Here is a 24,306-nt window from a genome sequence, read left to right as displayed (position 1 = left end):
GTCAGCAGTAACCCATATCCCCAACCCCGACGTCGCCGGGGCTTGCTTGCATCAACCGATGATGAGCGCATCCATTCCTCGCCAGCCGCCTCGATGGCAGCACTATAAAGGGAGAGCATATCCCTGACCAGATGAAGAGAAGATGTATGAGTGACACCCAGAAGATGCGAATTGACCCATGGCCCCTGCGCGTACACTGAGCAGATCCGGCGCCCCTGTGATGACGTTTTATCCACTCGCCGCCTGCCACCACCCCGTTGAGGGCCTGCTATCGACAAACAGGTCGGCAATACAGGGTGCCCTGCCCGTTTGTCGGCTGCGCAAAACCGTATTGACGCCAGGCGTGGCGTTGACGGCATCACCCGTTGGCGTTTTTTCAATTATTCACCGGGAGCGGATCACGCCCGGCACTGACTCGACCACAGATGACCCCCCCCCCCGAAGCGCTGCCTGATGAAAGAGGCCCGACCATTATAAATTCCATTGCCTTCTCAAATACAAATGGTAATGATTCTCACCCCAATCAAGAAAGACCCCTAGAAGGCTATAACAAGATGTTTCGTCGCCCCATAGTCCAGCTGATGCTGCTGGCCCAATTAACCCTGGTCAGCTGGATGGCACAGGCTGCAAACCCGGTGGAAGTAGAAGATGTCATGGGCCGCAAAGTGTCGCTCACCTTGCCCGCAAAGCGCATCGTACTCGGCTTCTACCCCGAAGATTACCTGGCGGTGGCGGGTGAGGGTGGAGCCGATCGTCTGGTTGGCATGTCCCTTGGCTGGTTTGTCAAATCACGCCCCGCCACCTGGGCACTCTACCTGGCGAGCCAGCCTCAGCTGGCTAAAGTGCCGGATCTGGGCACGGTGCAAGAGCAAACCTTTTCCATCGAGAAAACCCTGGCCGTCAAACCTGACGTCGTGGTGCTGGCGAAGTGGCAATATGAAGCGTTGGTGGCCGATCTGCCGCGTCTGGAGCAAGCTGGCATCCCGGTAGTGGTCATCGACTACAACGCCCAGACCCTGGCTCATCACATGGCGAGCACTCTGTTGCTGGGACAGCTGACCGGCCAGAATGAGCGAGCAACCAAGATGGCGGAGGAGTACAAAGCCAGGATAGAAACCATTACCACCCGTCTCGCCAAGGCGAAGCGCCATGCCCCTCGCATCTACATCGAACTGGGCGACAAGGGTCCGGCCGAATACAGCTACACCTTTGGCAAGGACATGTGGGGGGCGATGGCCGTGCTCACCGGGGGTGACAACGTCGCGGCACCCTTTGTTGAACGCTGGGGTCAGCTCCATCCCGAGCAGTTGCTGGCCAGCAAGCCCGAGGTCATTCTCATATCAGGTTACGAAAACGTGACCAGTCAACAGGCGATGCAGATAGGCCAGGACATCTCGGCCAAGACAGCTCGTGAGCGTCTGCAAGGTTTTGCCAATCGACCAGGCTGGAGCAATCTGCCCGCCGTGCAGCAAGGTCGCCTCTATGGTGTCTATCACGGGGCCACTCGCAGCATCATGGATGCGGCTCTCATCGAATTCATGGCCAAGGCACTCTATCCGGATCTCTTTGAAGACCTCGACCCACAAGCCACCTACCTCGACTTCTATCGTACCTACCTGCCGATCCGGCCCCAGGGCACCTTCATGCTGGGCATCAACCCGGCCAAATAACGCTGAGTTCTGAGCCAGAGATTGCGCTGGCTCGTTCCCTCACATTGGCCAGGCACCCGCAGGCCAATGAGAGGACCCGCTGACGACGCCCACGCTCGCCGGCCATAACAACAATCACACGGAGTTTGCACGCAGCATGAATGTGTTATCCAGATATACCAGCCTGGCGCTGGTGAGCCTGAGCTGCCTCTTTGGCACCGCCCAGGCGAAGGTTGAAACCCTGACCGATGTATTGGGACGGGAAGTCCAGGTCGATTTACCGGCCAAACGAGTGGTACTGGCCTTCTACTTTGAAGACTACCTTGCGATTGGTGGCGATCAGGCGTTTGATCGGGTCGTCGGGATCTCCCGCGAAGCCTGGGAAGGGTGGCGTCCCGCCAACTGGTCCCTGTTCACCGCCCAGCGCCCCTCACTGAAACAGATTGCGGACGTCGGTGAAGTAGAGGTGCAGACCTTCTCGGTTGAGAAGGTGCTCGCGCTCAAACCCGATGTCGTCGTCCTCGCGGATTGGCAGTACAAGGGACTCGGCCCTGATGTTGAACGCCTGGAGCAGGCAGGCCTGCCGGTGGTCGTCGTTGACTACAACATGGAACTGCCCGCCAACCACCATGCCAGCACCCTGTTGCTGGGCAAGATTGCAGGCCAAGAACCACGTGCCCGCCAACTGGCTGACGAGTACCAGCACGCCATTGATGACATACAAAACCGGATCGCCAAGGCCAAGCTGCCCAAACCCACTTTCTACGTGGAGTTCGGTAACAAAGGACCGGCCGAGTATGGTTTCAGCTATGGCAAGGGGATGTGGGGTCCGTTGGGTCAGCTGGCCGGGGGGGACAACATCGCCGCCCCCTTCGTTGAGTGGTATGGCCCGATGAATCCGGAGAAAGTGTTGGCGGCCAAGCCCGATGTCGTCTTCCTCACGGGGACCGAGTCCACCAACAACCCGACAGCCATGCTGTTGGGCCAGGGAGTCAAGCCGGAAGTGGCCCGTGAGCGGTTGCTCGCCTTCACTCAGCGCAGCGGCTGGGCCAACTTGCCTGCGGTACAGCAGCAGCGCGTCTACGGGATCTATCAGGGTGCCTCACGGACCGTGCTGGACTACACCATGGTCCAGTTCATGGCCAAGGCGCTCTACCCGGCCCTCTTCAACGATCTGGATCCGGTCGCCAACTACCTCGATTTCTACCGTCGCTATCTGCCGGTCAAGGCTGAAGGCACCTTCGCCATCGGCCTCTAACCTTTCATGGGCGCTCTTTTATGAGAGCGCCTTTTCAGGATCTCCATCATGAATGATTTGGCTGCGCTGCAGCAGACTCTCGTCCGTCAACGCAAACGGGAGCGCCGTCGTTGGCACTGGCTGCTGTTGCTGACACTGACCCTCTGTCTCACGCTCATCCTCGATATTGCCACCGGCCCTTCGTTGCTCGCCCTTCAGGATGTCATAGATGCCCTGCTCTCGCCCGCACAGGCTGATCCCATGACCCTTACCATCGTCTATGACATGCGCCTGCCCATTGCTCTGATGGCGCTGGTTGTTGGCGCCTCCCTTGGCCTTGGCGGGGTACAGATGCAGACCTTGCTCGATAACCCGCTCGCCAGCCCCTATACCCTGGGCCTGGCCGCGGCGGCCGGGCTTGGCGCCGCGTTGGCACTCTATACCGGTGGCCTTGGGCTATCCCCCCTCATCGCGATCCCGGTGGGTGCCTTCATCCTGTGCATGCTTGCTGCCAGCCTGCTGTTTGGCCTTGCCATGATGCGCCATGTCAGCAGCCAGACCCTGATCCTCGCGGGCATCGCGCTGCTGTTTCTGTTCCAGTCCTTACTGTCACTGCTGCAGTTTCTCTCCTCCCCGGAGTTGAACCAGCAGATCCTGTTCTGGTTATTCGGCAGCCTGATGCGCACGACCTGGGATGCCCTTCTCATTACCGCCGCCGTCACCCTACTGTGTACCGTGCTCATCTACCGGGATGCCTGGGCGCTGACCAGCCTGCGTCTCGGGGAGGACAGGGCCCGCAGCTTGGGCGTCAACGTGGACAGACTGCGCCTCAAGACGCTGGTGCTGGTTGCCCTGCTCACAGCGACCGCCACCAGCTTCGTGGGGGTCATCGGTTTTGTCGGGTTGGTCGCCCCCCATATCGCCCGCATGCTGGTCGGTGAAGATCAACGCTTCCTGATCCCACTTTCCGCCCTGTGTGGAGCCTGCATGCTGTCGGCCGCCTCGGTACTCTCCAAGTCCATCATTCCCGGTGCGTTGTTTCCCATCGGTATCGTCACGGCGCTCATCGGTGTGCCCTTCTTCATCTGGCTGATCCTCGGTAAGGGGCGTAAACGTGCTTGAGATATCCCGCCTCTCTCTCTCCATTGGCCAGCAGACACTGCTGCGAGAGCTTGATCTGACGCTACTGCCGGGCCATGTTCACGTGATCATTGGCCCCAATGGCACGGGCAAGACCTCGCTACTGCGTGCCCTGTTTGGCGAGCTGACCCCCACCCGCGGTGACATTCACCTTGCCGGGCAGAGCCTCTCGCAGATGACCATTGCCAAGTGGCGCCAGCAATTTGGCTATATGCCTCAGAACATTCAGCTGGAACTGGATCTCAGCGTCATCGAGGTCGTGGTGCTGGGGCGGCTTGACAGCCTATCCATGCGGCTAGCCGATGAGGATATCCTGGCCGCTGGCCGCGCCCTGCAGGCACTCGGCATCGCGCATCTGGCCGATCGCCCCCTCTACTCGTTGAGTGGTGGCCAACGGCAGATGGTGCTGTTTGCCCAGGTGCTGCTGCGGGATCCCCGCATCATGATGCTGGATGAGCCGGTCAGCGCCCTTGACCTGCACCACCAGATGCAATTGATGGAGCACCTCTGCCAGCAGACTCGCGCCCAACAATGGATCACCCTGGTTGTGCTGCACGATCTCAATCTCGCCGCCCAGTTTGCCGATCAACTGATCGTGCTGGCTGGCGGTGACTTGCAAGCCTTCGGCCCCCCGGCCGAGGTACTGGATGCCCCCTTGATTGAACGTCTGTATCAGGTGCCGGTTGAGGTGATCCACGATCACAACGGCACCCCTTTCCTGCGAACATTACGGAAACAACGCTGATGAAAAGCCTGTTCATGACCACGATGGCCAGTCTGTGCCTCCTCCTCTCCCACAGTGCCCATGGGGCCGAACATCGGGTGCGCATGCTCAATCAGGAAGGCGATGAGACCATGCTGTTCCTGCCAGCATTCGTGCACGCGCAGGTGGGGGATACGGTACGCTTTGAACCGACCCAAAGCGGGCATTATGTCCGTTCACTCGCCACACCGGAGAAGGCCGAGGCCTGGCAAAGCGAACTGGATAAGCCATTCACGCTGACCCTGACTCAGGAGGGACTCTATTTCTACATGTGCCCTCCCCACCTGATGATGGGCATGGTCGGGCTCATCCAGGTTGGCAACCCCGTCAATAAAGCGGTAGTCAGCAAACAGATGCTGGCAAACAAGGGGCGCATGTACAGCAACAGTGCCCGCATTGACTCTCTGCTCACCCAGGTGAAATAGACATGAGTCGGGCATCCTACTGGCAAGATTGGCAAACCATGAGTCCGGCTGCCCGGCTGCTCATCACCAACGGCCTGGCATTCAACCTCGGTTTCTACATGATGATGCCATTCCTGGCCCAACACATGGGGACAGGCCTTGGCCTGGCTGGCTGGGCCTGCGGCCTTGTCATGGGGATGCGGGTCTTCAGCCAGCAGGGGCTGTTTTTAGTGGGCGGGACGCTTGGGGATCGTATCGGCTATCACCCCGCCATCGTCTGGGGTTGCTTGCTGCGCTCCCTTGGCTTCGTGCTACTCGGTTTTGCCGACTCCCTGCCCATACTGCTGCTGGCGGCGGCCCTAACCGGCTTTGCCGGGGCCCTGTTCACCCCCTGCGCTCAAGCTTATCTCGCCAGCGAGTGCACGACGCCTGAACAGCGACAGCGTGCTTTTGCGCTACACAACCTGGCCAGCGAAGCAGGGATGCTGCTCGGCCCACTGCTCGGTCTGGCACTGACCCAGCAAAGTTATGGGCTGACGGGGCTGCTGGCCGCAACCCTCTTCGCCCTGCTCGGCATATTGCAATACCGGGTGCTGCCCAAACGCCCGGTGGGTGCCCTTGCCCCTCGCGGCACCGTCCTTCGGCAGTGGGGCGCCATCGTACGCCAGCGCCCCTTTATCTCATTCACCCTGTTGGCCGGTGCCTATCAAATCCTTTTTCATCAACTTTATCTGGCCCTCCCTGCCTATATTCAGAGCCTGCCCGATGCCACCCATCTGCTCGGCACCGTCTTCACCCTGTCCGCGGTGATCGGCATCATGCTCCAATTACCCGCCTCCCGCCTGGTGGAGCGCAAACTGGGTGTACCGTTGGCCATGGGGTTGGGGGTCGGCTTGATGGGGGCAAGTTATCTGGCCTTGCCACTCCTGGGCTCTTGGCCGACCTCGGCGGTCTTGATGCAAGTCACCCTGCTCTCTGTTGGGTCCATTCTCTGCTTCCCGCTCTTCGCGGCTCAACTCCCCCGCTATGCGCCGCCAGAACAACTGGCCAGCTACTACGGCTTTTACGCCAGCGCAGGAGGCTGCATGGCACTCTTTGGGAATCTGCTGACAGGCTTCATGCTGGGTGATGCCGGAACCCGTCCTCCTCTCGCGATCTGGGGGCTGTTGGGCGTGGTGGGGATAGTCGCAGGAGTCGGGCTATATCTGCATCTGCGGGCACGACAAAACGGGGAACGATGTGTTGCGAGTCACTAGCAGCGGACTCTCGGCGGCAAGTTAATCGGCAAGATAGCGCCTGCAGGTACTGGTTGATGATGGCCGAATTCTTGTCAACGTTCAGCCACCCCTCCCCTTGAACTTGACCACCTCCCCTTTGCTATCCAATCGGTCTATCCCCCACCCCACGGCCGCGATAAAAGGGCCTGTATCGTTCTTTCGGTTACTGATCGCTGTCGAGGTTCAAGAGAGGGCCTGCCCTTTCTGATAGCCGTCACTCAATACCGACAGGCGTGGAGCAAGCGGTTTGGCCGCCCGAGCCACCGGTTTGGTGCTCGCTTGCTTTGCAGGCCCCTCTGGGGCACCAACAAACGGCACGGTAGGTCGGTCTTGATCGCACACAGGCAAGCAACTGAGCGACCTTGTGGCGGGCACAAAGCTTGTCTCGGATATGCAGGGATTGTTTGATCTCTTTTCGGCGACCACAGGGGAGCGTGGTGACTTTCCGGTAATATCAGATGCCGCGGGGACTGAACCAGAGATTCACAGAGAAAACTCCTGATCCATCCACATAAAATGGATTACCAAGAGGTCTGAAGGGGGCTACTAGCTGTAACTGATTGAATTGCAGAAACAAGTGGTGGCCCTACCAGCCACATCCCGGCACTCGAGTCCCCCACCTTGGCTGCTACCTTCCGGTCCTGACCAGGTCGACGGGTTATCAATGCGAGAGGACCAATAGGACCACCGGCGAGGAGAATAGGCAAACTGGCCTGCCAATGCAACGGCTTTCTGCCCAAGGCTGAACCGTTCGCCTGCTTTTTCGGCAATTTGCCAATAAATCAGCTAAATAGCATGAACTTTGTCCCAATCAGCAGCATCAGCAAGGCGAAGGCCTGCTTGAGCCGCTTAGGCGGGAGGCGGTGGGCCAGGCGGGCACCGATCCGGGCAAACTGGGTACTGGTGAGTATGATGCCGAGCAGGGCCGGCAGGTAGATGAAGCCCAGACTCCACTCGGGCAAGTCGGCATGACCCCAACCGGCGTAGAGGTAGCTTAGACTCCCCGCCAACGCGATGGGGATACTGCAGGCGGCGGACGCCGCCACGGCATTGCGCATCGGTACGCTGTTCCAGGTCAGGTAGGGCACCGTCATGGAGCCCCCCCCGATGCCGAAGAGCGCCGACAGCCAGCCGATGATGGTGCCCGCAATGCCGGTGCCGACCGGGCCGGGCAAGGTGCGTTCCGATTTGGGCTTGAGGTTGAGCCCCATCTGCAGCGCCATGGTCCAGGCAAAGCAGCCGATGATGATGTTGAGGGTACTGGCGCTAAGCAGGTTGGCAGTCATGCCGCCGAGCCAGGCGCCGATCAGCATGCCCGCCCCCAGCCGGCGGATCAGGGTCCAGTCCACCGCCCCCGCCTCCCGGTGCGCCCGCAGAGAGCTGATCCCGGTGAAGATCATGGTGGGCAGGGAGGTGCCCAGTGCCAGATGGGTGATGATGTCGGGAGAGACTCCCTGCGCATGGAAGCTCAGCACCAGCACGGGTACGATGATGAGCCCGCCACCGATGCCGAACAGACCGGCCAACATGCCCGCGAAGGCCCCCAACACCAGATACCCCAAGAACAGCATAAAAATTCCTTATCGGTCTGCGCTGCAGCGTTTTTATCTCGCCGCGCACATAAAAAAAGAGATGGCACCAGGCCATCTCTTCATTGTGCCGATTAATGCAAGGGAATGGTACCGTCCATCACCTTGTAAAACGCCAGTACGGCGCAACCGAGCAGGACCGCCGTCATCCCCTGCTCCAGCCGGTTCAGGCTGCGCAGACCGTGATGCTGGCGCGCCTTCCAGTAGATGAAGATGCCGGGGCTGTAGAGCAGCGCCACCAGCAGCAGGTATTCCACCCCGGCGGCATAGACCAGCCAGCAGCCATAGACGGTAGCCACCAGTGCCAGTATCAGATCGCGCCTGCGCTGGTGGGGCTGGCCCTCGTAGGTTTCCCCTTTCAGCGCCAGTTTGAGGCCATAGGCGCCGGAGAAGACATAGGGCACCAGGGCCGCCGAGGTGGCGATGTTGACCAGCGCCAGGTAGGTGCTGTTCTGGAAGTAGATGATGATGAGGAAGATTTGCACCAGACAGGTGGAACACCAGAGGGACACCTTGGGGGAGCCGTTCTTGTTCTCCTTGGCAAACCACTCGGGGAAGACCCCGGTTTTGCCTGCGATGTAGGGCACTTCCGCCGCCAGCACTGTCCAGCTCAAGAGAGCCCCCATCACGGAGATCACCAGGCCGATGTTGATGAGCCAGGCGCCCCAGGGGCCGACCACGGCTTCCAGGATCATGGCGGTGGACGGGTTCTTCAAGGCCGCCAGTTGCGGCTGGTTCATGACCCCGAGGGAGAACAGGGTCACCATGACATAGAGCGCCAGGGCACCGAGCAGGGCCAGCACGGTGGCGCGTCCCACGTCCTTGCGATGACGGGCACGGGCGGAAACCACCACGGCCCCCTCGATGCCGATGAAGACCCAGAGGGTCACCTTCATGGTGGACTTGACCTGATCCATCACCGAACCCAGTTCACCGTTGCCCTGCCCCCAGAAGTCCAGGGTGAAGGTCTGCAGGTTGAAGGCGAGCAGGATGGCGACGCAGAACACGATGAGGGGCACCATCTTGGCGATGGTGGTGACGATGTTCACCAGGGCCGCGACCTGGATCCCGCGCAGCACCAGGGCATGCACCGACCAGATGAGCAGGGAGGCGAGCACGATGGCCACCGGAGTGTTGCCGTCACCGAAGATGACGTTGTCCGGCGTATCGAAGAAGTAGCTCAGGGCGCTGAACACCACGATGGCGTAGGAGACGTTGGCCAGCAGCTGGCACAACCAGTAACCCCAGGCGGCGTTGAAACCGATAAAATCGCCAAAACCCGCCTTGGCGTAGCTGAAAATACCGCCGTCGAGATCCGGGCGGCGCATGGAGAGATTCTGATAAACCAGTGCGAGGCAGATCATGCCCAGCCCCGTGATGGCCCATCCCAGGGCGACGGCCCCGGCGCTGGCGTGCGCGGCGATGTTTTGTGGCAGGCTGAAGACCCCGGCGCCGACCATGGAGCCGATCACCAGCGAGATGAGGGCACCTAGCCCCAGTTTCTTGTCCATCTCATTCCTGTTTGATTAGGCGGTGGCAGAGCATCCGTATTCATGCGACGCGCGACATGGGAGGGGCAAAGAGTCCGTACCCCGTGAAAAAGGCGGCAACTATATTGCATGACTATTCCGACCGCAATCCTTCGTAGCGCCAATCATGCACCGCCTTGACCGCGCGCAATTCTACAGCACTCACTCGGGGTGCCTGTGAGCTGGTTCAAATTAAGAGAGACCCATTGATATTTCACGCTTTTCCATGACTTCATCCCCCTTTTAACAAGCAGACCTGCATGGCTATTCACGCCGATAAGTGGGTGCACGAGCCCCCCAACGTCCTCCATAAAAAACGCCCCGACTGGCGGGGCGTGTCCACATCATTCATGCCATCAGGTCAGATCCGAAGGCCTCCGTCCAGCTCGATCACCCGCCCGGAAAGATAGTCGTTGGCGAGGATGAACTGCACCGTCTGGGCCAGTTGCTCGGCCTGCCCCAGGGTACCGACCGGAATGGCCTGCTGCATGCGCGCCATGGCCTCGGGTTTCATCGCCGCAGTCATGTCGGTGGCGAACACTCCGGGGGCGATGCCCATCACCCGGATCCGATGGCGCGCCAGCTCCCGTGCCCAGGTCACCACCAGGGAGGCCACCCCCGCCTTGCTGGCGGCATAGTTGCTCTGACCGATATTGCCGGCCCGGGCGATGGAAGAGATGTTGACGATGACCCCCCCCTGCCCGCTTCGGGCCATCAGGGCCGCCCCCTCGCGCCCGCACAGGAAGGTCCCGGTGAGGTTGACGTCGATGACGGACTGCCACTGGGCCAGGCTCATCTTCTCCACCCGTTCCCCCTCCTTGACCTTGATCAGCATGCCGTCCCGCAGTATGCCGGCGCAGTTGATGAGACCGTGCAGGACGCCGCACTGCTCCTCGATGGCGGTAAAGGTCGCCTCCACCTCGGCTTCACTGGCCACGTTGCAGACGAAGAGGGCGCAGCGCCCGTCCCGGCTGCGTATTTCCGCCTCCGTCACCTCCAGATCCATGCGGTTGACGTCGACAAGCGCCAGCACGGCGCCCTCGTCCGCGAGACAGAGGGCGATGGCGCGGCCAAGACCTCGCCCGGCACCGGTGATGGCGATGACCCTGTTGTTGATATCCATGAATACTCCTCAAAAGTGGGGCTCGATACGGCACAGTGTGATGAAAACGATGAAATGGACGGTTAAGCCCGACGGTTGGCTCCTGCAACGAGTTCACGTCGCGTTTGAGGGTGCTGGATAAGCCCAACCTTCCCTAATCCATCTGCGCTTGCTGGTTGAGCAGGTTGCGGGCGATCGCCCCAGGCCCTTACTCTTCACCCGCCTCTTTACCCCGATACAGGGTCAGGATGCTGGAGAAATCCAGCCCTCCCTGGCCCTGCTGCGCATGCAGGTTGAAACCGCGATGGGAGGCGAGCGCGCCAGTCCCTTACTCTTGACCCGCCTCTTTGCCCCGATACAGGGTCAGAATGCTGGAGAAATCCAGCCCCCCCTTGCCCTGCTGTGCATGTAGATTGAACAGGTTGCGGGCGAGCGCCCCCATGGGCACGGCGCTGTGGGCTTGTTCAGCCAGCCCCATGGCCAGCCCCAGATCTTTCACCATCAGCCGGGTCATGAAGCCCCCCTGATAGCCACGGGAGGCCGGCGCATTCTCCATCACTCCGGGCCAGGGGTTGTAGCGCTCCAGACTCCAGTTGTTGCCCGAGCTCTTGCCCATAATGGTGGAGAGGACACCTGGATCCAGCCCCTCCTTGACTCCGAGCGCCAGCGCTTCGGCGGTGCCTGCCATGTGGATGGCGAGCAGCATGTTGTTGCACATCTTGGCGATCTGCCCCGCCCCCAGGGCACCGGCATGGAACAGGTTCTGGCCCATCAGCGAGAGCACGGGCTTGGCCGCCTCGACATCGCTGGCCTCGCCGCCGATGATGAAGGTAAGGGTTCCCGCCGTAGCCCCGGCCACGCCCCCCGACACCGGCGCGTCGATGAAGCGAATGCCCCGCGCCTTCGCCGCCTTGCCCACCTGACGGGCCGAGGCCACATCTATGGTGGAGCTGTCGATGAGTAGGGCCCCCACCGGCAGGGCGGCCAGCAGATCCTGGCCACCTTTTTCCCCTGCGCTCTCCCCGAGCCAGAGCCCGCGCACATGCTCCCCCGCCGGCAACATACTGATCACCACCTCGCAGCCACTCACTGCCTCCCGGGCATCGCCAGCGGCGATGCAACCGGCGGCGATCGCCTTGTCCATGTTCTCGGGCACCAGATCAAAGACCTGCACCCCGTGGCCTGCCCTGGCCAGGTTGGCCGCCATGGGCCCCCCCATGTTGCCGAGCCCGATAAACCCAATCCTTGTCATTGTTTGCTCCTCCATTTTTTATTGCGCCAGCTTTCCTATTGCTCAGCACTCCCGACGCCGAGCCTTCCCCGCAAGGGGTGGATACCCTCCGGCCAGCGATAGTAGGCATCCAGCCACTCGGTACCGGACTGGGGTGCCTGCCAGCGAGGGGACTTGTCCTTGTCGATGAGCAGCGCCCTCACCCCTTCCACGAAATCTCCCCTGAGGACGCAGTTCACCGACAGGGTCAGTTCATCGGCGAAAACCTCGGCGAGGGATTGGCGGCGGGCCTGCCAATATTGGCGCCAGAGGATGGCACGACTGATGGAGCTGCCGCGCTGGCAGGTCTCCCTGGCCAGGGTCAGACTTGCTTCCCCCTGCTCAATCTCGAATCGGGCACTATCGAGCCGGGCCAGCACGCCTTCCAGGGAGCGCCCCGCCAGCAGAGCATCGATCCGTTCTTTGTGAGGCAGCACCACGGGAGCGGGAAGATCTGACACCACTGCGGCCTGGGTGTTGGAAAACAGCGTGTCCAGCTGATCCTTGGGTGCCTTGCCCCAGTCGATGCGGGCGAGACGGGGCAGGAGGGTGGCCCGCTCCTGGCTCCCCATGGCGTGATCCGCGAGTCCAAGGCCCAGAGCGTCCGCCCCGTTGAAGCGGGCACCGGTGAGACCGAGCCAGAGGCCGAGCCGCCCCGGCATACGGCTCAGAAACCAGCTGGCCCCCACATCCGGGTAGAGGCCTATGGTCACCTCCGGCATGGCAAACAGGCTCTTCTCGGTCACCACCCGGTACTCGGCGCCGGCAAAGAGGCCGATCCCGCCCCCCATGCAGATGCCATCTGCCACGCAGATGAGGGGCGTCTTGTAGCCGTGGATCCGGTGATCGAGCCGATACTCCTGCTCGAAGAAGTCCCGGGCATAGGCAAACAGTTCAGACTCGCAGGCCGCCTGCTTCTGGTAATAGAAGGAGCGAATATCGCCCCCTGCACAGAATGCCTTCTCCCCCGCCCCCTGCAGCAGGACGCAGACCACGGCGGGATCCTGCTCCCATTCGTTGAGTGCGACCTGCAGTCGCTCAATCATCGGCAGACTCAGGGCATTGAGGGAAACGGGGCTGTTGAGGGTCAATACCCCGATCTGATACCCGTCCAGGGTGGGATACAGGGTGATGTCGACCGGCTCATCCATGGCAGACATCCCCATTCAATGACGCATTCGCGGGGTGGCAAAACAGCGGGGGGAACTCACTCATGCACGGCTCCATTTGGCTTGGTTGAAAGCCCATAGTGCCAGCGGGCCGGACGTTTCTCCAGGAAGGCAGCCACCCCCTCGCGCTGGTTCACATCCGCAAACAGTTCGAGGAAGAGACTGCGCTCGAGTGGCAAGGCCGCATCCCGCGGGCCGAGGCGGCCCTGATTGATGAGGTTCTTGCAGGCACGCAGGGCGCTCGGGCTCTGGCGCTCCACCTGCTGGGCCATCTGGGCCGCCGCCGCCCAGGCCTGCCCCTGGGGAACCACCTCCTCCACCAGCCCTATCTCCCGCGCCCGACTGGCCGTGACCTTCTCCCCACAGAGGATGAGCCGCTTGGCCCAGCCCGGCCCCACCAGTTCGGTGAGACGCTGGGTGCCGCCGGCGCAGGGCAAGAGCCCCACCGAGGCCTCCGGCAGCCCCATCCTCGCCTGCTCTTCCGCAATACGGATGTCACAGGCCAGCGCCACTTCCAGTCCGCCTCCCATTGCATAGCCATTGATGGCGGCGATACTGACACCGTGGAAGCGGGCAAGGGCCTCGAAGGCGCGGCCAAAGGCCTCCGCCACTTCGCGGGCGTGATCCGGGTTGCCGTCGGCAAACATCTTGAGATCAGCGCCTGCGCAGAAGAACTTCTCCCCCGCCCCGCGGATCACCAGGGCCACCACGTCGGGACGACTGCCCAGCTCCACCATCATCTGCAGCAGGGCCTGCAAACTGGCGAGGGTCCAGGTGTTGGCAGGGGGATGATCGAAGGTGATATAAGCCACATGACCGTGATACTCGAGCCTGATCCTTGTCATTGTCTTGTCCTTGTCAGTCACAGTGCCCGTCACTCCAGCGTCAGGCCGGGATCGGCCAGCAGGCGGCGAGCGATGATGAGTCGCATGACCTCGTTGGTCCCCTCCAGGATGCGATGCACCCGGGTATCGCGAAGGTAACGCTCCAGCGGATATTCGCGGATATAACCATAGCCGCCAAAGAGTTGCAGTGCCTCGTCGCAGACCCTGTGACCCACATCCGTGGCCAGGCGCTTGGCCATGGCGCACCAGGCACTCTTGTCAGGGCTGCCTCTGTCCAGCTTGTCGGCGGCCTGGCGCACCAGCAGTCGCGCGGCGGCAAGCTCAGTGGCCATGTCGGCAAGGCGAAACTGCACACTCTGGAACTCGCCGATGGGGCGGCCAAACTGCTGACGCTGTTGCACATGGGCCAGGGCATCATTCAGCGCCTGCTGGGCGGTCCCGACCGAACAGGTGGCGATGTTGATGCGACCCCCGTCCAGGGCCTGCATGGCAAACTTGAAGCCTTCTCCCTCCTCCCCCAGTCGGTAACGAGCGGGAATGCGCACCCCGCCAAAATTCACCTCCCGGGTGGGCTGGCTGTTCCAGCCCATCTTCTCCTCCGCCTTGCCATAACTCACCCCAGGCGTGTCGGCTGGCACCATGAAAGCGGAGATCCCCCTGGCCCCCTCGCCGCCGGTGCGGGCCATCACCACCAGCACATCCGTACTGCCCGCCCCGGAGATGAAGACCTTGCTGCCATCTATGAGGTAATCCTCGCCATCGCGCACGGCCCGGGTCTTGAGGGCCGCCGCGTCCGATCCTGCTCCCGGCTCGGTGAGACAGTAAGAGCCCAGCAGCTCACCGCTGGCGAGCCTCGGCACCCACTCCTCGGCCACTTCGGCAGGCAGCCAGGAGCCCAGCATCCAGCTCACCATGTTGTGGATGGTCAAATAAGCCGTGGTGGAGGTGCACCCCATGGCGAGGCGCTCGAAGATGAGGCTGGCATCCAGCCTCGGCAGGGCCAGTCCACCGAATTGCTCAGGGGTATAGAGACCGCAAAAACCGAGCGCCGCCGCCTCCTTGATGGTGGCGACGGGGAACTCATGCTCCCTGTCCCAGCGCGCGGCATGGGGCTTGAGTGCCTCCTCGGCGAAGGCGCTGGCAGCCTCCATGTAGGCCTGTTGATCCGCGGTCAGCGTAAAATCCATCTTGTTTGCTTCCTTCTTGTCTTGGTCGTGACACCGCTCAACGCAGGTGAATGGTCATGTTGGGGCCGCTCGGGATGTCTTCATCGAACCAGCGTTCGGTCACCGTCTTGGTCTCGGTGTAGAAACGCACCGCCTGCTTGCCGTAGGCGTGCAGATCCCCGTAGAAGGAGCCGCGCCAGCCGGTGAAGGAGAAAAACGGCAGCGGCACCGGGATGGGGACGTTGATCCCCACCTGGCCTACCGCCACCTCGTGGCGGAACTTGCGGGCCGCGGCGCCGCAACCGGTGAAGATGGAGGTGCCGTTGCCATAGGGATTGTCGTTGATGAGAGCGAGCGCCTCGTCCAGGCTCGCCACCTCGAGGCACACCAGCACCGGGCCGAAGATCTCTTCTTGATAGATACGCATCTCTGGGGTCACGCCGCGAAACAGGGTGGGCCCCACCCAGTTGCCCACCGGGTAACCCGGCACGTCGCAAAAACGCCCGTCCAGCAGGCACTCGGCCCCCTCGGCGATCCCCGCCTCGATCAAGCCCTCGACCCTTACTTTCGCCTCCGGGCTGATCAAGGGGCCATAGGCGGCCTCTGGATCGTGCCAGATCCCCGGTTTCACCTTGGCAAACTCGGCGGCGAGCTCCGGGATCCACTCCCGCGCGCTCCCGACGAACACCGCCACGCTGATGGCCATGCAACGCTGGCCAGCGGCGCCCACTCCGGCGCCCACCAGGTTGCCGAGCACCTGCGCCTTGTTGGCATCCGGCATGATCACCATGTGGTTCTTGGCGCCGACGAAGCATTGTGCCCGCTTGAGCTGGGAGGTGGCGGTGCGATAGACATGGGCGCCGACCCGGGCCGACCCCACGAAGCTCACCGCCTTCACATCCGGGTGGGCGAGCAGTGCATCCACCTGCTCGGCACCGCCGTGCACCACGGAGAGGATGCCCCTGGGTGCCCCTGCCTCGGCGAACAGCTCCGCCAGCCGCATGGGGGTGAGGGGATCCTGCTCCGAAGGCTTGAGCACGAAGCCATTGCCGCAGGCCACCGCCAGCGGGAACATCCAGAGCGGGATCATGGCCGGGAAGTTGAACGGGGTGATCCCGACGCACACACCGAGGGGTTGCACCCAGGAGTGGCCGTCGACCCGGCGCGCCACGTTGCCCATGGTCTCACCCAGGGTCTGGCTCGCGATGGCGCAGGCCTGCTCCACCACTTCGATGCCGCGCCACACATCCCCCTTGGCATCCGCCAGATTCTTGCCGGTCTCCTGCGCCAGCAGCTCCGCCAGCTCGTCGTGATGGACTTTGAGAAGATGTTGGTAGTTGAACATGACGCGCGCCCGCTCGGAGGCTGGCACCTCTCGCCACAGCAGATAGGCATCGTGGGCAGTACGCACTGCCAACTCCAGCTCGGCCGGGGTGGCCTTGGGCACCCGCGCGAGCAGGCTCTGATCTGCCGGATTGGTGACCTCTATCCATTGCTCGCTGGCGGAAGCATAAGCCTCTCCACCGATATGAAGGGGCAGATCCCCGTACCGGGTCTGCGGGTGACCGCTGTGCTGACTCATGACGCCCTCCTCCCGTTGACGGCGATCTGGATGTGAAGCCTGGTTCCATGGGCTCCCTGCCGATTGCAGTTGTTGATCATCTTCCTCACTCCCTGGATTCGACCGTCTCCCTGGATATCCCCTTGCGGTTGGCGGCCAACGAATTTACCTTAGACTAACAACTCATTTACGTTTACGCTAACGTAAACTTGATTCATTGATGGACTGACCAGTATTTCCCTCTTCTGAGATGACCCCGGGGAACACGGTCCGCCCATGACCGCTTGATAAGGAGAGCAAGGATGCATGCCCTGATGGATGAAACCCTCCAGGCCCTGACCGAACAGGTCGAGGCCTTCTGCCAGAAAGTGATCGCCCCCCGCGCCGAGGAAATAGACAGAAGCAACGCCTTTCCCCGGGATCTCTGGCCCCAGATGGGGGCGCTGGGCTTGCATGGCATCACGGTGGCGGAAGCCTATGACGGCGTGGACCTCGGCTATCTCGCCCACGTGCTGGTGATGGAGCAGGTGAGCCGCGCCAGCGCCTCGGTCGGCCTCTCCTACGGCGCCCACTCCAATCTCTGCATCAACCAGATCCACCGTCACGGCACCCCTGATCAGAAGGCGCGCTACCTGCCTGATCTGGTCAGCGGCAAGCACGTGGGGGCACTGGCCATGAGCGAACCCGGTGCCGGCTCCGACGTGGTCGCCATGCGTCTCATCGCAGAAGACAAGGGTGATCACTTTCTGCTGAACGGCAACAAAATGTGGATCACCAATGGGCCGGATGCGGACACCTTCGTCATCTACGCCAAGACGGACGCATCAGCCGGCCCCAAGGGGATATCGGCCTTTATCGTCGAGGCGGGCACGCCGGGATTCACTACGGCCCAGAAGCTCGACAAGCTCGGCATGCGCGGCTCCAGCACCTGCGAGCTGGTGTTCGAGGATTGCAAGGTGCCCAAGGAGAATCTGCTCGGCCCATTGCACGGCGGAGTCAAGGTGCTGATGAGCGGGCTCGATTACGAGCGCGTGGTGCTGGCGGCGGGACCCCTCGGCATCATGCAGGCCTGCATGGATGTGGTGCTGCCCTATGTGCGCGAGCGCAAACAGTTCGGCCAGGCCATCGGCGAATTCCAGCTAGTGCAGGGCAAGCTGGCCGACATGTATACCCGCCTCGCCAGCAGCCGCGCCCTGGTCTATTCGGTGGCCACGGCCTGCGACTTGGGTCACACCAGTCGCAAGGATTGCGCCGCCGCCATCCTGCTCGCCGCCGAGAATGCCACCCAGATGGCACTGGATGCCATCCAGCTGCTCGGCGGCAACGGCTACATCAACGAATACCCCACCGGCCGCCTGCTGCGAGACGCCAAGCTCTACGAGATAGGCGCCGGCACCTCGGAAATCCGTCGCTGGCTCATCGGCCGTGAGCTGATGGGAGAGCAGGCATGAGCCGCCTCTTCTCTCGTCTTGACAGGACCAGTCCCGAATTTGCCGAAAACCACGCGGCCATGGCGGCCCTGGTCCAGGATCTGCATGCCCGCCTGGACGAGATTGCCCTTGGCGGCGGCGCCGCCAATCAGGCTCGCCATCGGGAGCGCGGCAAGCTGCTGCCCCGCGAGCGCATCGATCGGCTGCTCGACCCCGGTTCCCCCTTCCTCGAACTCTCGGCGCTGGCCTCCTGGCAGGTCTATGACGAGGCCGTGCCCGCCGCCGGCATCATCACCGGACTTGGCCGCATCTCGGGTCGGCTCTGCCTCTTGGTGGTCAACGATGCCACCGTCAAGGGGGGCACCTACTACCCCCTCACGGTGAAAAAACACCTGCGGGCCCAGGCCATCGCCGCGCGGCTGCACCTGCCCTGCCTCTATCTGGTGGATTCCGGCGGTGCCTTCCTGCCCATGCAGGACGAGGTCTTCCCGGACCGGGAGCATTTTGGCCGCATCTTCTACAACCAGGCCCGAATGTCGGCCCAGGGCATCCCCCAGCTCGCCGTGGTCATGGGCCTGTGCACCGCCGGCGGCGCCTATGTGCCCGCCATGGCGGACGAATCCATCATGGTCAAGAACCAGGCCACCATCTTCCTGGCGGGCCCTCCTCTGGTCAAAGCCGCCACGGGGGAAACCATCAGCGCCGAGGCCCTCGGCGGCGCCCAGGTCCACTGCGCCCACTCCGGGGTCGCGGATCACCTGGCCGAGGACGATGCCCATGCGCTGGCCATCGCCCGCACCTTGGTTAGCAACTTGGGGATGAGCGACCCGGGGACTGGCAATCAGGAAACCCAACCGATCTTTGAGGAGCCCCGCTACCCCATCGAGGATCTCTACGGCCTGGTGGGCACCAATCTCAAGCGTCCCTACGATGCCCGGGAGCTCATCGCCCGCCTGGTGGATGGTTCGGAGTTTGATGAGTTCAAGGCGCTGTTCGGTACTACCCTGGTCACCGGCTTTGCCCGCATCCAGGGTATGGCGGTGGGGATCCTCGCCAACAACGGGGTTCTGCACAGCGACAGCGCCCAGAAGGGCGCCCACTTCATCCAGCTGTGCAACAAGCGCGCGATCCCGCTCCTCTTCTTGCAGAACATCACCGGCTTCATGGTGGGCAATGCGGCGGAGAAGGAGGGGATCGCCAAGCACGGTGCCAAACTAGTCACCGCCGTGGCCTGCAGCCGGGTGCCGAAGATCACCCTGATCGTCGGCGGCAGCTTCGGCGCCGGCAACTACGGCATGTGTGGCCGCGCCTATGAGCCCGACTTTCTGTTCAGCTGGCCCAACAGCCGCATCTCGGTGATGGGGGGCGAGCAGGCCGCCGGCGTCCTGGTGCAGGTGCGCCGTGACAAGCTGGCGGGCGAGGGAAAGACATTGAGTGAACAGGAGGCTGCGGCCATCCGTTCCCCCGTGATAGAACAGTATGAACGGCAGGGGCACCCCTACTACGCCACTGCAAGGCTGTGGGATGACGGCGTCATCGACCCCGCCCAGAGTCGCACCGTGCTGGCCCTGGCCCTGGCCGCCTGTCAGGGAGCCGAGATTGGCCCCGAACAGTACGGCATCTTCCGGATGTAAGGAGCGCACCATGACTGACCCTCTCTTTGACGATCCGCCGGCCAGTTACCGGCTGGAGTGGCACGGCCCCCTGGCGGAACTCATCCTGGCGCGCCCGGCTCGTCACAACTCCTTTGACGCCGCCTTGATGCAGGGGCTGCTCGACTGTCTCCACGAGCTGGTTCACCGCCCGTCCCGCCCCCATGCGCTGATCCTGCGCGCCGAGGGCAGGCATTTTTGCGCCGGGGCCGATCTCGACTGGATGCGCAGCCTGGCCCACGCGGATTTCGAGCAGAACCGGGAGGATGCCCGGCTGCTGGCGCGGCTGATGCAAACCCTGGATGAGCTCCCCTTCCCCACCCTGGCCCTGGTGCAGGGAGCCGCCTATGGGGGAGCGCTTGGCCTCGTCTGTGCCTGCGATATCGCGATCGCCGCCGACAACGCTCGCTTCTGCCTCTCCGAGGTGAGCCTCGGGCTGGTTCCGGCGGTGATCAGTCCCTACGTGGTGCGCGCCATGGGCATGCGTCAGGCACGCCGCTACATGTTGAGCGCCGACCCCTTCGATGCCATCACCGCCTGCCGCCTCAACGTGGCTCACCTGATGACCACCCCGGCCGAATTGCTGACCGAGGGACGTCGTCAGGCCCTGCGCCTGTGTCGCAACGGCCCGCAGGCGATGAAAGAGACCAAGCGGCTGCTGGCAGAACTCGATGCGCACGGCGGCCGCCACCATGAAGAACACACGGTCGAGACCATAGCCCGGGTGCGGGTCGGTCTGGAAGCCCAGGAAGGGATGCAAGCCTTCTTCGACAAACGCCCTCCCAGCTGGCGCCCCCGTTTCAAGGGCGAAGCATGATCAAACCCATCAAGCACCTGGTGATCACCCATTACAACGGATCTGGCCGATGGACGGCTTATCCCGCACCGCACTCCCACACCATTGCAGTCCGTGAGGCGCAGATATGACGGCTCCCATCAAACGCCTGCTGATCGCCAACCGGGGCGAGATCGCGGTGCGGATCATCAAGACCGCCCGCCGCCTCGGCATCCACACCATCGCCCTCTACTCCGATGTCGATGCTGGCGCCATGCATGTGCGCGACGCCGACGAGGCCTGGCATCTGGGGCCGGCGCCTGCGCGGGAGAGTTACCTCGACGCCGCCAAGGTGCTCGCCATCGCCCTTGAGACCAAAGCCGATGCCATTCATCCTGGCTACGGTTTCCTGTCCGAGAACAGCGATTTCGCCAGCGCCTGTGAGGCAGCAGGCATTCGCTTCATCGGCCCGAGCGGCGCCGCCATCCTTGCCATGGGGGACAAATCCGGCGCCAAGGCCCTGATGCAGGCCGCGGGGGTGCCCGTGTTGCCCGGCTATCACGGGGCGGATCAAGAAGCCGGCTTTTTGCGCGATCAGGCGAGTCTCGTCGGCTTCCCGCTGCTCATCAAGGCCGCCAGCGGTGGTGGCGGCAAGGGGATGCGCCGAGTCGATCAGCTGGCCGATTTCGACGACGCCCTGGCCGCAGTCAAACGAGAAGCCAGGGCCGCCTTCGGCGACGATCATGTACTGCTGGAGCGCTACCTGCCCCGCGCCCGCCACGTGGAGGTGCAGGTGTTTGCCGATGAGCTCGGCAACGCCATCTATCTCGGGGACCGCGACTGCTCCTTGCAGCGCCGCCACCAGAAGGTGATTGAAGAGGCCCCCGCCCCCGACATCCCGCCCCCCCTGCGCCAGGCCATGGGGGAGGCTGCCGTGGCCGCCGCCCGCACCATCGACTATCGCGGCGCCGGTACCATCGAGTTTCTGTTGTGTGGTGGGGAATTCTTCTTCATGGAGATGAACACCCGGCTGCAGGTGGAACACCCGGTTACCGAATGCATCACGGGTCAGGATCTGGTGGCCTGGCAACTCGCGGTCGCCCAAGGCAAGCCCCTGCCACTGACGCAGGATGCGGTCGTGCTGCGCGGCCACGCGGTGGAGGCGCGGCTCTACGCCGAGGACGTGGGAGCGGGTTTCCTGCCCGCCAGCGGTCCCATCGACTGGCTGCACTGGCCGGACGGGATCCGCATCGACACCGGGGTGGGCGCCGGAGATGCCGTGAGCCCCTATTACGACCCCATGATTGCCAAACTCATCGTGCACGGCCAGAGCCGCGCCGAGGCCTTTGCCAGACTGGCCGAGGCGCTGGCGGCACTGACGCTGGGCCCCCTGGTGCACAACGGTGCCCTGCTGCTGCGCCTGTGCCAGGAGCCGGATGTGCTCGCCATGCGTCATCACACCCAATGGCCCATCCCCACCGACCCACTGCCCGTGCCAGAGCTCGCCTGGCCACTCGCCACCCTCTGGCTTGCCAGCAGGCAGCGCAAGGTTCAGGCCCCGGACCCCTGGCAGCAGGCTGACGGCTTTCGCCTCGGCGCTCACAGGCACTGGACGGCGGTGGTGCGGATCGGCGACGAGAGTCGCACATCGACCCTCATCGAGACCGCCGGCGCCATTGAATGGCAGGGGATCCGACTGCCCTACGAGTCCGGGACAGATTATCTGCGCATCAAAGCGGGAGACACCTGGCAACGCTACCCCGTCAAGACACAGGGGCAGCATTTCGTGCTGACCCTGCAGGGCCGAAGCCTGCCATTTTGTGAAGATGATCCACGGCACCAAGCCCGTCCTGATCACCAGCATGGCGGCAGCACGGGGGAGATACACGCCCCCATGCACGGCATCGTCGTGGCCTTGCTGGTGGAGACGGGACAACGAGTCAGCAAGGGGCAAGCCTTGCTGGTGCTGGAGGCCATGAAGATGGAACACAACCTCAGGGCCGAACAGGATGGCGTGATTGCGGCCCTGCACTGCCAGCAGGGGGAGCAGGTGAGCCAGGGTAACGTCCTGGTGCAGTTCGCCCCGGGCAAGGATGAACAGACACAGGCGGATGGAGCATGAACAAGGAACAGGGAAGACCCGTGGATCGGGTGAGCCTGGTGGAGATGGGGCCGCGGGACGGGCTGCAAAACGAACTGCACATACTGCCCCTGGTCCAGCGGCTCGAGTTAATCGCGCGCCTCACCGAGAGCGGCCTGCAACGCATCGAGGTGGGGGCCTTTGTCTCCCCCAAACGGGTTCCCCAGATGGCGGACTCCGGCGCCCTGCTGGCAGCCCTGCCCCGGCGCGCCGAGGCGGGTCATCCGCGGGTACGCTACGGCGCCCTGGTGCCCAACTTGCAGGGGCTCAAAGCCGCCATCAGTGCCCAGGTGGATGAGATAGGCCTCTTCACCGCCTGCTCCGATGGCTTTACCCGCGCCAATATCGGCATCGGCGTGGAGGAGTCCCTGGTGCGCTTCGCCCCCCTGGTGGCCGAGGCCCGCAGCCTTGGCATCCGGGTGCGGGGCTATCTCTCCACCGTCATCGCCTGCCCCTACGAGGGCCTGACCCGGCCGAAACGGGTGGCGGCGCTCGCCGAGCGGCTGCTGGATCTGGGTTGTCACGAGATCTCCCTTGGCGACACCATAGGGGTCGGCACCCCGGGCACCGTCGCGCCCATGCTGGACGCCGTCTTGCACGAGGTGCCGGCGGGGCGGCTCGCGGTCCATTTTCACGACACCTATGGCCAGGGGCTGGCCAATTTACTGCCGGCGCTCGAGCGCGGGATCCGCACCATCGACTGTTCGGTGGCCGGGCTCGGTGGCTGCCCCTATGCCCCCGGTGCCTCCGGCAACGTCGCTTCGGAAGAGGTGGTCTACCTGCTAAACGGCCTTGGCATGAGCACAGGGGTGAACCTGGACACCCTCGCCGCCACCGGCCAGTGGGTGAGCGAACAGCTGGGGCGGGCCAACGGCTCCCGGGTCGGTCAGGCAATGCATGCCAAGGCCCTCGCCCGCCAGCGGACTACAAAGGATGAGATCCCACAAGGAGCCTGCCATGGTCCCTAACCGTTTCGCCAGCAAGGAGGTGACCTACAGCATCTCGGAGCTGGCCCAGGAGTTTGACGTCACCCCGCGCACCATCCGTTACTACGAGGATGAGGGGCTGATCACCCCGACCCGTGAAGGGCAGACCCGGATCTACAGCCACAAGGACAAGATCCGCCTCAAGCTCACCCTGCGGGGCAAGCGGCTCGGTTTCAGTCTGGCGGAGATCCGCGAGCTGTTCGATCTCTACGATACCGACAAGACCAGCCGAACCCAGTTACACTCGATGATCCAGATCATCGAGGCAAGACGCCACTCCCTGCGCCAGCAGCTCGAAGATATCCAGATGGTGATGGCTGAACTGGAGGTCGCCGAGCAGCGCTGCATCCACTCCCTCAATACGCTGACAACCGGGGCAGATTGACCGGCGCTGGGCGACAATCCGGCTCATGAGGCTGCTCCGACGAGCAATCGGCGACGATGACGGGCACCAAGGTTCGAGACCGGAGGCAGCGGTGCTCCACGCCCGCCCCGCCATGTCGGAGCCTCCCTGGTGTCAAGGGCAGCCAATTGCACACATGACCACCAATGCCGGTCAGAGTCCGGCGCAGCTTCAAGGAGAGATCATGCTCGGGCGGTGATTAATTGCTACCATGTGCGC

20 protein-coding genes and 1 other RNA gene are annotated in these 24,306 nt (G+C 63.0%); 12 read left to right on the top strand and 9 right to left on the bottom strand.

Translation table 11 applies throughout. The annotated features are described in order from the left end of the window. Positions 1-554 precede the first annotated feature (554 nt). The 6 genes from ABNP46_RS09380 to ABNP46_RS09355 all read left to right on the top strand — a co-directional run bounded on the left by ABNP46_RS09380 (position 555) and on the right by ABNP46_RS09355 (position 6,449). A complete protein-coding gene (locus ABNP46_RS09380) occupies positions 555-1,670 on the top strand; it encodes an ABC transporter substrate-binding protein (protein WP_349922119.1) in 1,116 nt (371 codons plus the stop codon). Between the two features lie 136 nt (positions 1,671-1,806). Continuing rightward, complete coding sequence (locus ABNP46_RS09375) at positions 1,807-2,907, top strand: ABC transporter substrate-binding protein (protein WP_349922118.1); 1,101 nt, start codon at positions 1,807-1,809, stop codon at positions 2,905-2,907. Between the two features lie 48 nt (positions 2,908-2,955). Further along, the gene (locus ABNP46_RS09370; protein WP_349922117.1) at positions 2,956-4,008 is read left to right on the top strand and encodes a FecCD family ABC transporter permease; all 1,053 of its coding nucleotides are present in this window, start codon (positions 2,956-2,958) and stop codon (positions 4,006-4,008) included. After that, a complete protein-coding gene (locus tag ABNP46_RS09365) occupies positions 4,001-4,771 on the top strand; it encodes an ABC transporter ATP-binding protein (protein ID WP_349922116.1) in 771 nt (256 codons plus the stop codon). Before ABNP46_RS09370 ends, ABNP46_RS09365 begins: the two co-directional genes overlap by 8 nt. Next, the gene (locus ABNP46_RS09360; RefSeq protein ID WP_349922115.1) at positions 4,771-5,214 is read left to right on the top strand and encodes a plastocyanin/azurin family copper-binding protein; all 444 of its coding nucleotides are present in this window, start codon (positions 4,771-4,773) and stop codon (positions 5,212-5,214) included. Before ABNP46_RS09365 ends, ABNP46_RS09360 begins: the two co-directional genes overlap by 1 nt. 2 nt (positions 5,215-5,216) lie before the next feature. Next, positions 5,217-6,449, top strand: coding sequence for an MFS transporter (locus ABNP46_RS09355; protein WP_349922114.1), 1,233 nt, complete (start codon positions 5,217-5,219; stop codon positions 6,447-6,449). A gap of 605 nt (positions 6,450-7,054) precedes the next feature. Here ABNP46_RS09355 and ffs read toward each other — a convergent pair. The 9 genes from ffs to ABNP46_RS09310 form a co-directional block, all read right to left on the bottom strand. Beyond that, positions 7,055-7,151, bottom strand: an RNA gene (gene ffs, locus ABNP46_RS09350) — signal recognition particle sRNA small type. 101 nt (positions 7,152-7,252) lie between these two features. Beyond that, on the bottom strand, positions 7,253-8,041 hold the full coding sequence (locus ABNP46_RS09345; RefSeq protein ID WP_349922113.1) for a sulfite exporter TauE/SafE family protein: 789 nt from the start codon (positions 8,039-8,041) through the stop codon (positions 7,253-7,255). 92 nt (positions 8,042-8,133) lie between these two features. Next, entirely contained in the window at positions 8,134-9,570 is a 1,437-nt protein-coding gene (arcD, locus tag ABNP46_RS09340) for an arginine-ornithine antiporter (protein WP_349922112.1), read from the bottom strand. Between the two features lie 379 nt (positions 9,571-9,949). Further along, positions 9,950-10,711, bottom strand: a complete 762-nt coding sequence (locus tag ABNP46_RS09335; protein WP_349922111.1) for an SDR family oxidoreductase — start codon at positions 10,709-10,711, stop codon at positions 9,950-9,952. Between the two features lie 307 nt (positions 10,712-11,018). Then, entirely contained in the window at positions 11,019-11,942 is a 924-nt protein-coding gene (mmsB, locus tag ABNP46_RS09330) for a 3-hydroxyisobutyrate dehydrogenase (protein ID WP_349922110.1), read from the bottom strand. Between the two features lie 35 nt (positions 11,943-11,977). Continuing rightward, on the bottom strand, positions 11,978-13,111 hold the full coding sequence (locus tag ABNP46_RS09325; protein WP_349922109.1) for an enoyl-CoA hydratase/isomerase family protein: 1,134 nt from the start codon (positions 13,109-13,111) through the stop codon (positions 11,978-11,980). 56 nt (positions 13,112-13,167) lie between these two features. After that, entirely contained in the window at positions 13,168-13,974 is an 807-nt protein-coding gene (locus ABNP46_RS09320; RefSeq protein WP_349922108.1) for an enoyl-CoA hydratase, read from the bottom strand. A gap of 29 nt (positions 13,975-14,003) precedes the next feature. After that, positions 14,004-15,161: an acyl-CoA dehydrogenase family protein gene (locus ABNP46_RS09315; RefSeq protein WP_349922107.1), complete on the bottom strand. Its 1,158-nt coding sequence runs from the start codon at positions 15,159-15,161 to the stop codon at positions 14,004-14,006. Between the two features lie 37 nt (positions 15,162-15,198). Next, positions 15,199-16,722, bottom strand: coding sequence for a CoA-acylating methylmalonate-semialdehyde dehydrogenase (locus ABNP46_RS09310; protein WP_349922106.1), 1,524 nt, complete (start codon positions 16,720-16,722; stop codon positions 15,199-15,201). Positions 16,723-17,003: 281 nt separating this feature from the next. On the opposite strand from ABNP46_RS09310, the gene ABNP46_RS09305 reads away from it, so the two are divergent. The 6 genes from ABNP46_RS09305 (at position 17,004) to ABNP46_RS09280 (ending at position 24,069) form a co-directional block, all read left to right on the top strand. Beyond that, positions 17,004-18,152 (top strand): isovaleryl-CoA dehydrogenase, encoded by a 1,149-nt coding sequence (locus ABNP46_RS09305; protein WP_349922105.1) that lies wholly within the window; start codon positions 17,004-17,006, stop codon positions 18,150-18,152. Then, positions 18,149-19,765 carry a carboxyl transferase domain-containing protein gene (locus ABNP46_RS09300; RefSeq protein ID WP_349922104.1) on the top strand — a complete coding sequence of 539 codons (1,617 nt, stop codon included), beginning with the start codon at positions 18,149-18,151 and terminating at the stop codon, positions 19,763-19,765. The genes ABNP46_RS09305 and ABNP46_RS09300 overlap by 4 nt, the downstream gene beginning before the upstream one ends. 10 nt (positions 19,766-19,775) lie before the next feature. Then, positions 19,776-20,600 carry an enoyl-CoA hydratase-related protein gene (locus ABNP46_RS09295; RefSeq protein ID WP_349922103.1) on the top strand — a complete coding sequence of 275 codons (825 nt, stop codon included), beginning with the start codon at positions 19,776-19,778 and terminating at the stop codon, positions 20,598-20,600. A gap of 106 nt (positions 20,601-20,706) precedes the next feature. Beyond that, the gene (locus ABNP46_RS09290) at positions 20,707-22,680 is read left to right on the top strand and encodes an acetyl/propionyl/methylcrotonyl-CoA carboxylase subunit alpha (protein ID WP_349922102.1); all 1,974 of its coding nucleotides are present in this window, start codon (positions 20,707-20,709) and stop codon (positions 22,678-22,680) included. Next, positions 22,677-23,666, top strand: a complete 990-nt coding sequence (locus ABNP46_RS09285) for a hydroxymethylglutaryl-CoA lyase (RefSeq protein ID WP_349922101.1) — start codon at positions 22,677-22,679, stop codon at positions 23,664-23,666. Before ABNP46_RS09290 ends, ABNP46_RS09285 begins: the two co-directional genes overlap by 4 nt. Further along, positions 23,656-24,069 (top strand): MerR family transcriptional regulator, encoded by a 414-nt coding sequence (locus tag ABNP46_RS09280; protein ID WP_349922100.1) that lies wholly within the window; start codon positions 23,656-23,658, stop codon positions 24,067-24,069. The genes ABNP46_RS09285 and ABNP46_RS09280 overlap by 11 nt, the downstream gene beginning before the upstream one ends. The last annotated feature ends 237 nt before the right edge of the window (positions 24,070-24,306 follow it).

This window comes from Aeromonas veronii, from assembly GCF_040215105.1.
GTDB classification, from domain to species: Bacteria; Pseudomonadota; Gammaproteobacteria; order Enterobacterales; family Aeromonadaceae; genus Aeromonas; species Aeromonas veronii_G.
The sequence above is the reverse complement of the archived record's forward strand: the minus strand, read 5'-3'. Positions and strand labels throughout refer to the sequence as shown.

What these genes read in the sequence shown, in the direction of transcription:
- arcD (WP_349922112.1), bottom strand. Translation starts at nt 9,570, where the DNA reads ATGGACAAGAAACTGGGGCTAGGTGCCCTCATCTCGCTGGTGATCGGC.
- ABNP46_RS09280 (WP_349922100.1), top strand. Translation starts at nt 23,656, where the DNA reads ATGGTCCCTAACCGTTTCGCCAGCAAGGAGGTGACCTACAGCATCTCG.
- ABNP46_RS09285 (WP_349922101.1), top strand. Translation starts at nt 22,677, where the DNA reads ATGAACAAGGAACAGGGAAGACCCGTGGATCGGGTGAGCCTGGTGGAG.
- ABNP46_RS09370 (WP_349922117.1), top strand. Translation starts at nt 2,956, where the DNA reads ATGAATGATTTGGCTGCGCTGCAGCAGACTCTCGTCCGTCAACGCAAA.
- ABNP46_RS09320 (WP_349922108.1), bottom strand. Translation starts at nt 13,974, where the DNA reads ATGACAAGGATCAGGCTCGAGTATCACGGTCATGTGGCTTATATCACC.
- ABNP46_RS09305 (WP_349922105.1), top strand. Translation starts at nt 17,004, where the DNA reads ATGCATGCCCTGATGGATGAAACCCTCCAGGCCCTGACCGAACAGGTC.
- ABNP46_RS09360 (WP_349922115.1), top strand. Translation starts at nt 4,771, where the DNA reads ATGAAAAGCCTGTTCATGACCACGATGGCCAGTCTGTGCCTCCTCCTC.
- ABNP46_RS09345 (WP_349922113.1), bottom strand. Translation starts at nt 8,041, where the DNA reads ATGCTGTTCTTGGGGTATCTGGTGTTGGGGGCCTTCGCGGGCATGTTG.
- ABNP46_RS09295 (WP_349922103.1), top strand. Translation starts at nt 19,776, where the DNA reads ATGACTGACCCTCTCTTTGACGATCCGCCGGCCAGTTACCGGCTGGAG.
- ABNP46_RS09315 (WP_349922107.1), bottom strand. Translation starts at nt 15,161, where the DNA reads ATGGATTTTACGCTGACCGCGGATCAACAGGCCTACATGGAGGCTGCC.
- ABNP46_RS09380 (WP_349922119.1), top strand. Translation starts at nt 555, where the DNA reads ATGTTTCGTCGCCCCATAGTCCAGCTGATGCTGCTGGCCCAATTAACC.
- ABNP46_RS09300 (WP_349922104.1), top strand. Translation starts at nt 18,149, where the DNA reads ATGAGCCGCCTCTTCTCTCGTCTTGACAGGACCAGTCCCGAATTTGCC.
- ABNP46_RS09375 (WP_349922118.1), top strand. Translation starts at nt 1,807, where the DNA reads ATGAATGTGTTATCCAGATATACCAGCCTGGCGCTGGTGAGCCTGAGC.
- ABNP46_RS09335 (WP_349922111.1), bottom strand. Translation starts at nt 10,711, where the DNA reads ATGGATATCAACAACAGGGTCATCGCCATCACCGGTGCCGGGCGAGGT.
- ABNP46_RS09310 (WP_349922106.1), bottom strand. Translation starts at nt 16,722, where the DNA reads ATGAGTCAGCACAGCGGTCACCCGCAGACCCGGTACGGGGATCTGCCC.
- ABNP46_RS09325 (WP_349922109.1), bottom strand. Translation starts at nt 13,111, where the DNA reads ATGGATGAGCCGGTCGACATCACCCTGTATCCCACCCTGGACGGGTAT.
- ABNP46_RS09355 (WP_349922114.1), top strand. Translation starts at nt 5,217, where the DNA reads ATGAGTCGGGCATCCTACTGGCAAGATTGGCAAACCATGAGTCCGGCT.
- mmsB (WP_349922110.1), bottom strand. Translation starts at nt 11,942, where the DNA reads ATGACAAGGATTGGGTTTATCGGGCTCGGCAACATGGGGGGGCCCATG.
- ABNP46_RS09290 (WP_349922102.1), top strand. Translation starts at nt 20,707, where the DNA reads ATGACGGCTCCCATCAAACGCCTGCTGATCGCCAACCGGGGCGAGATC.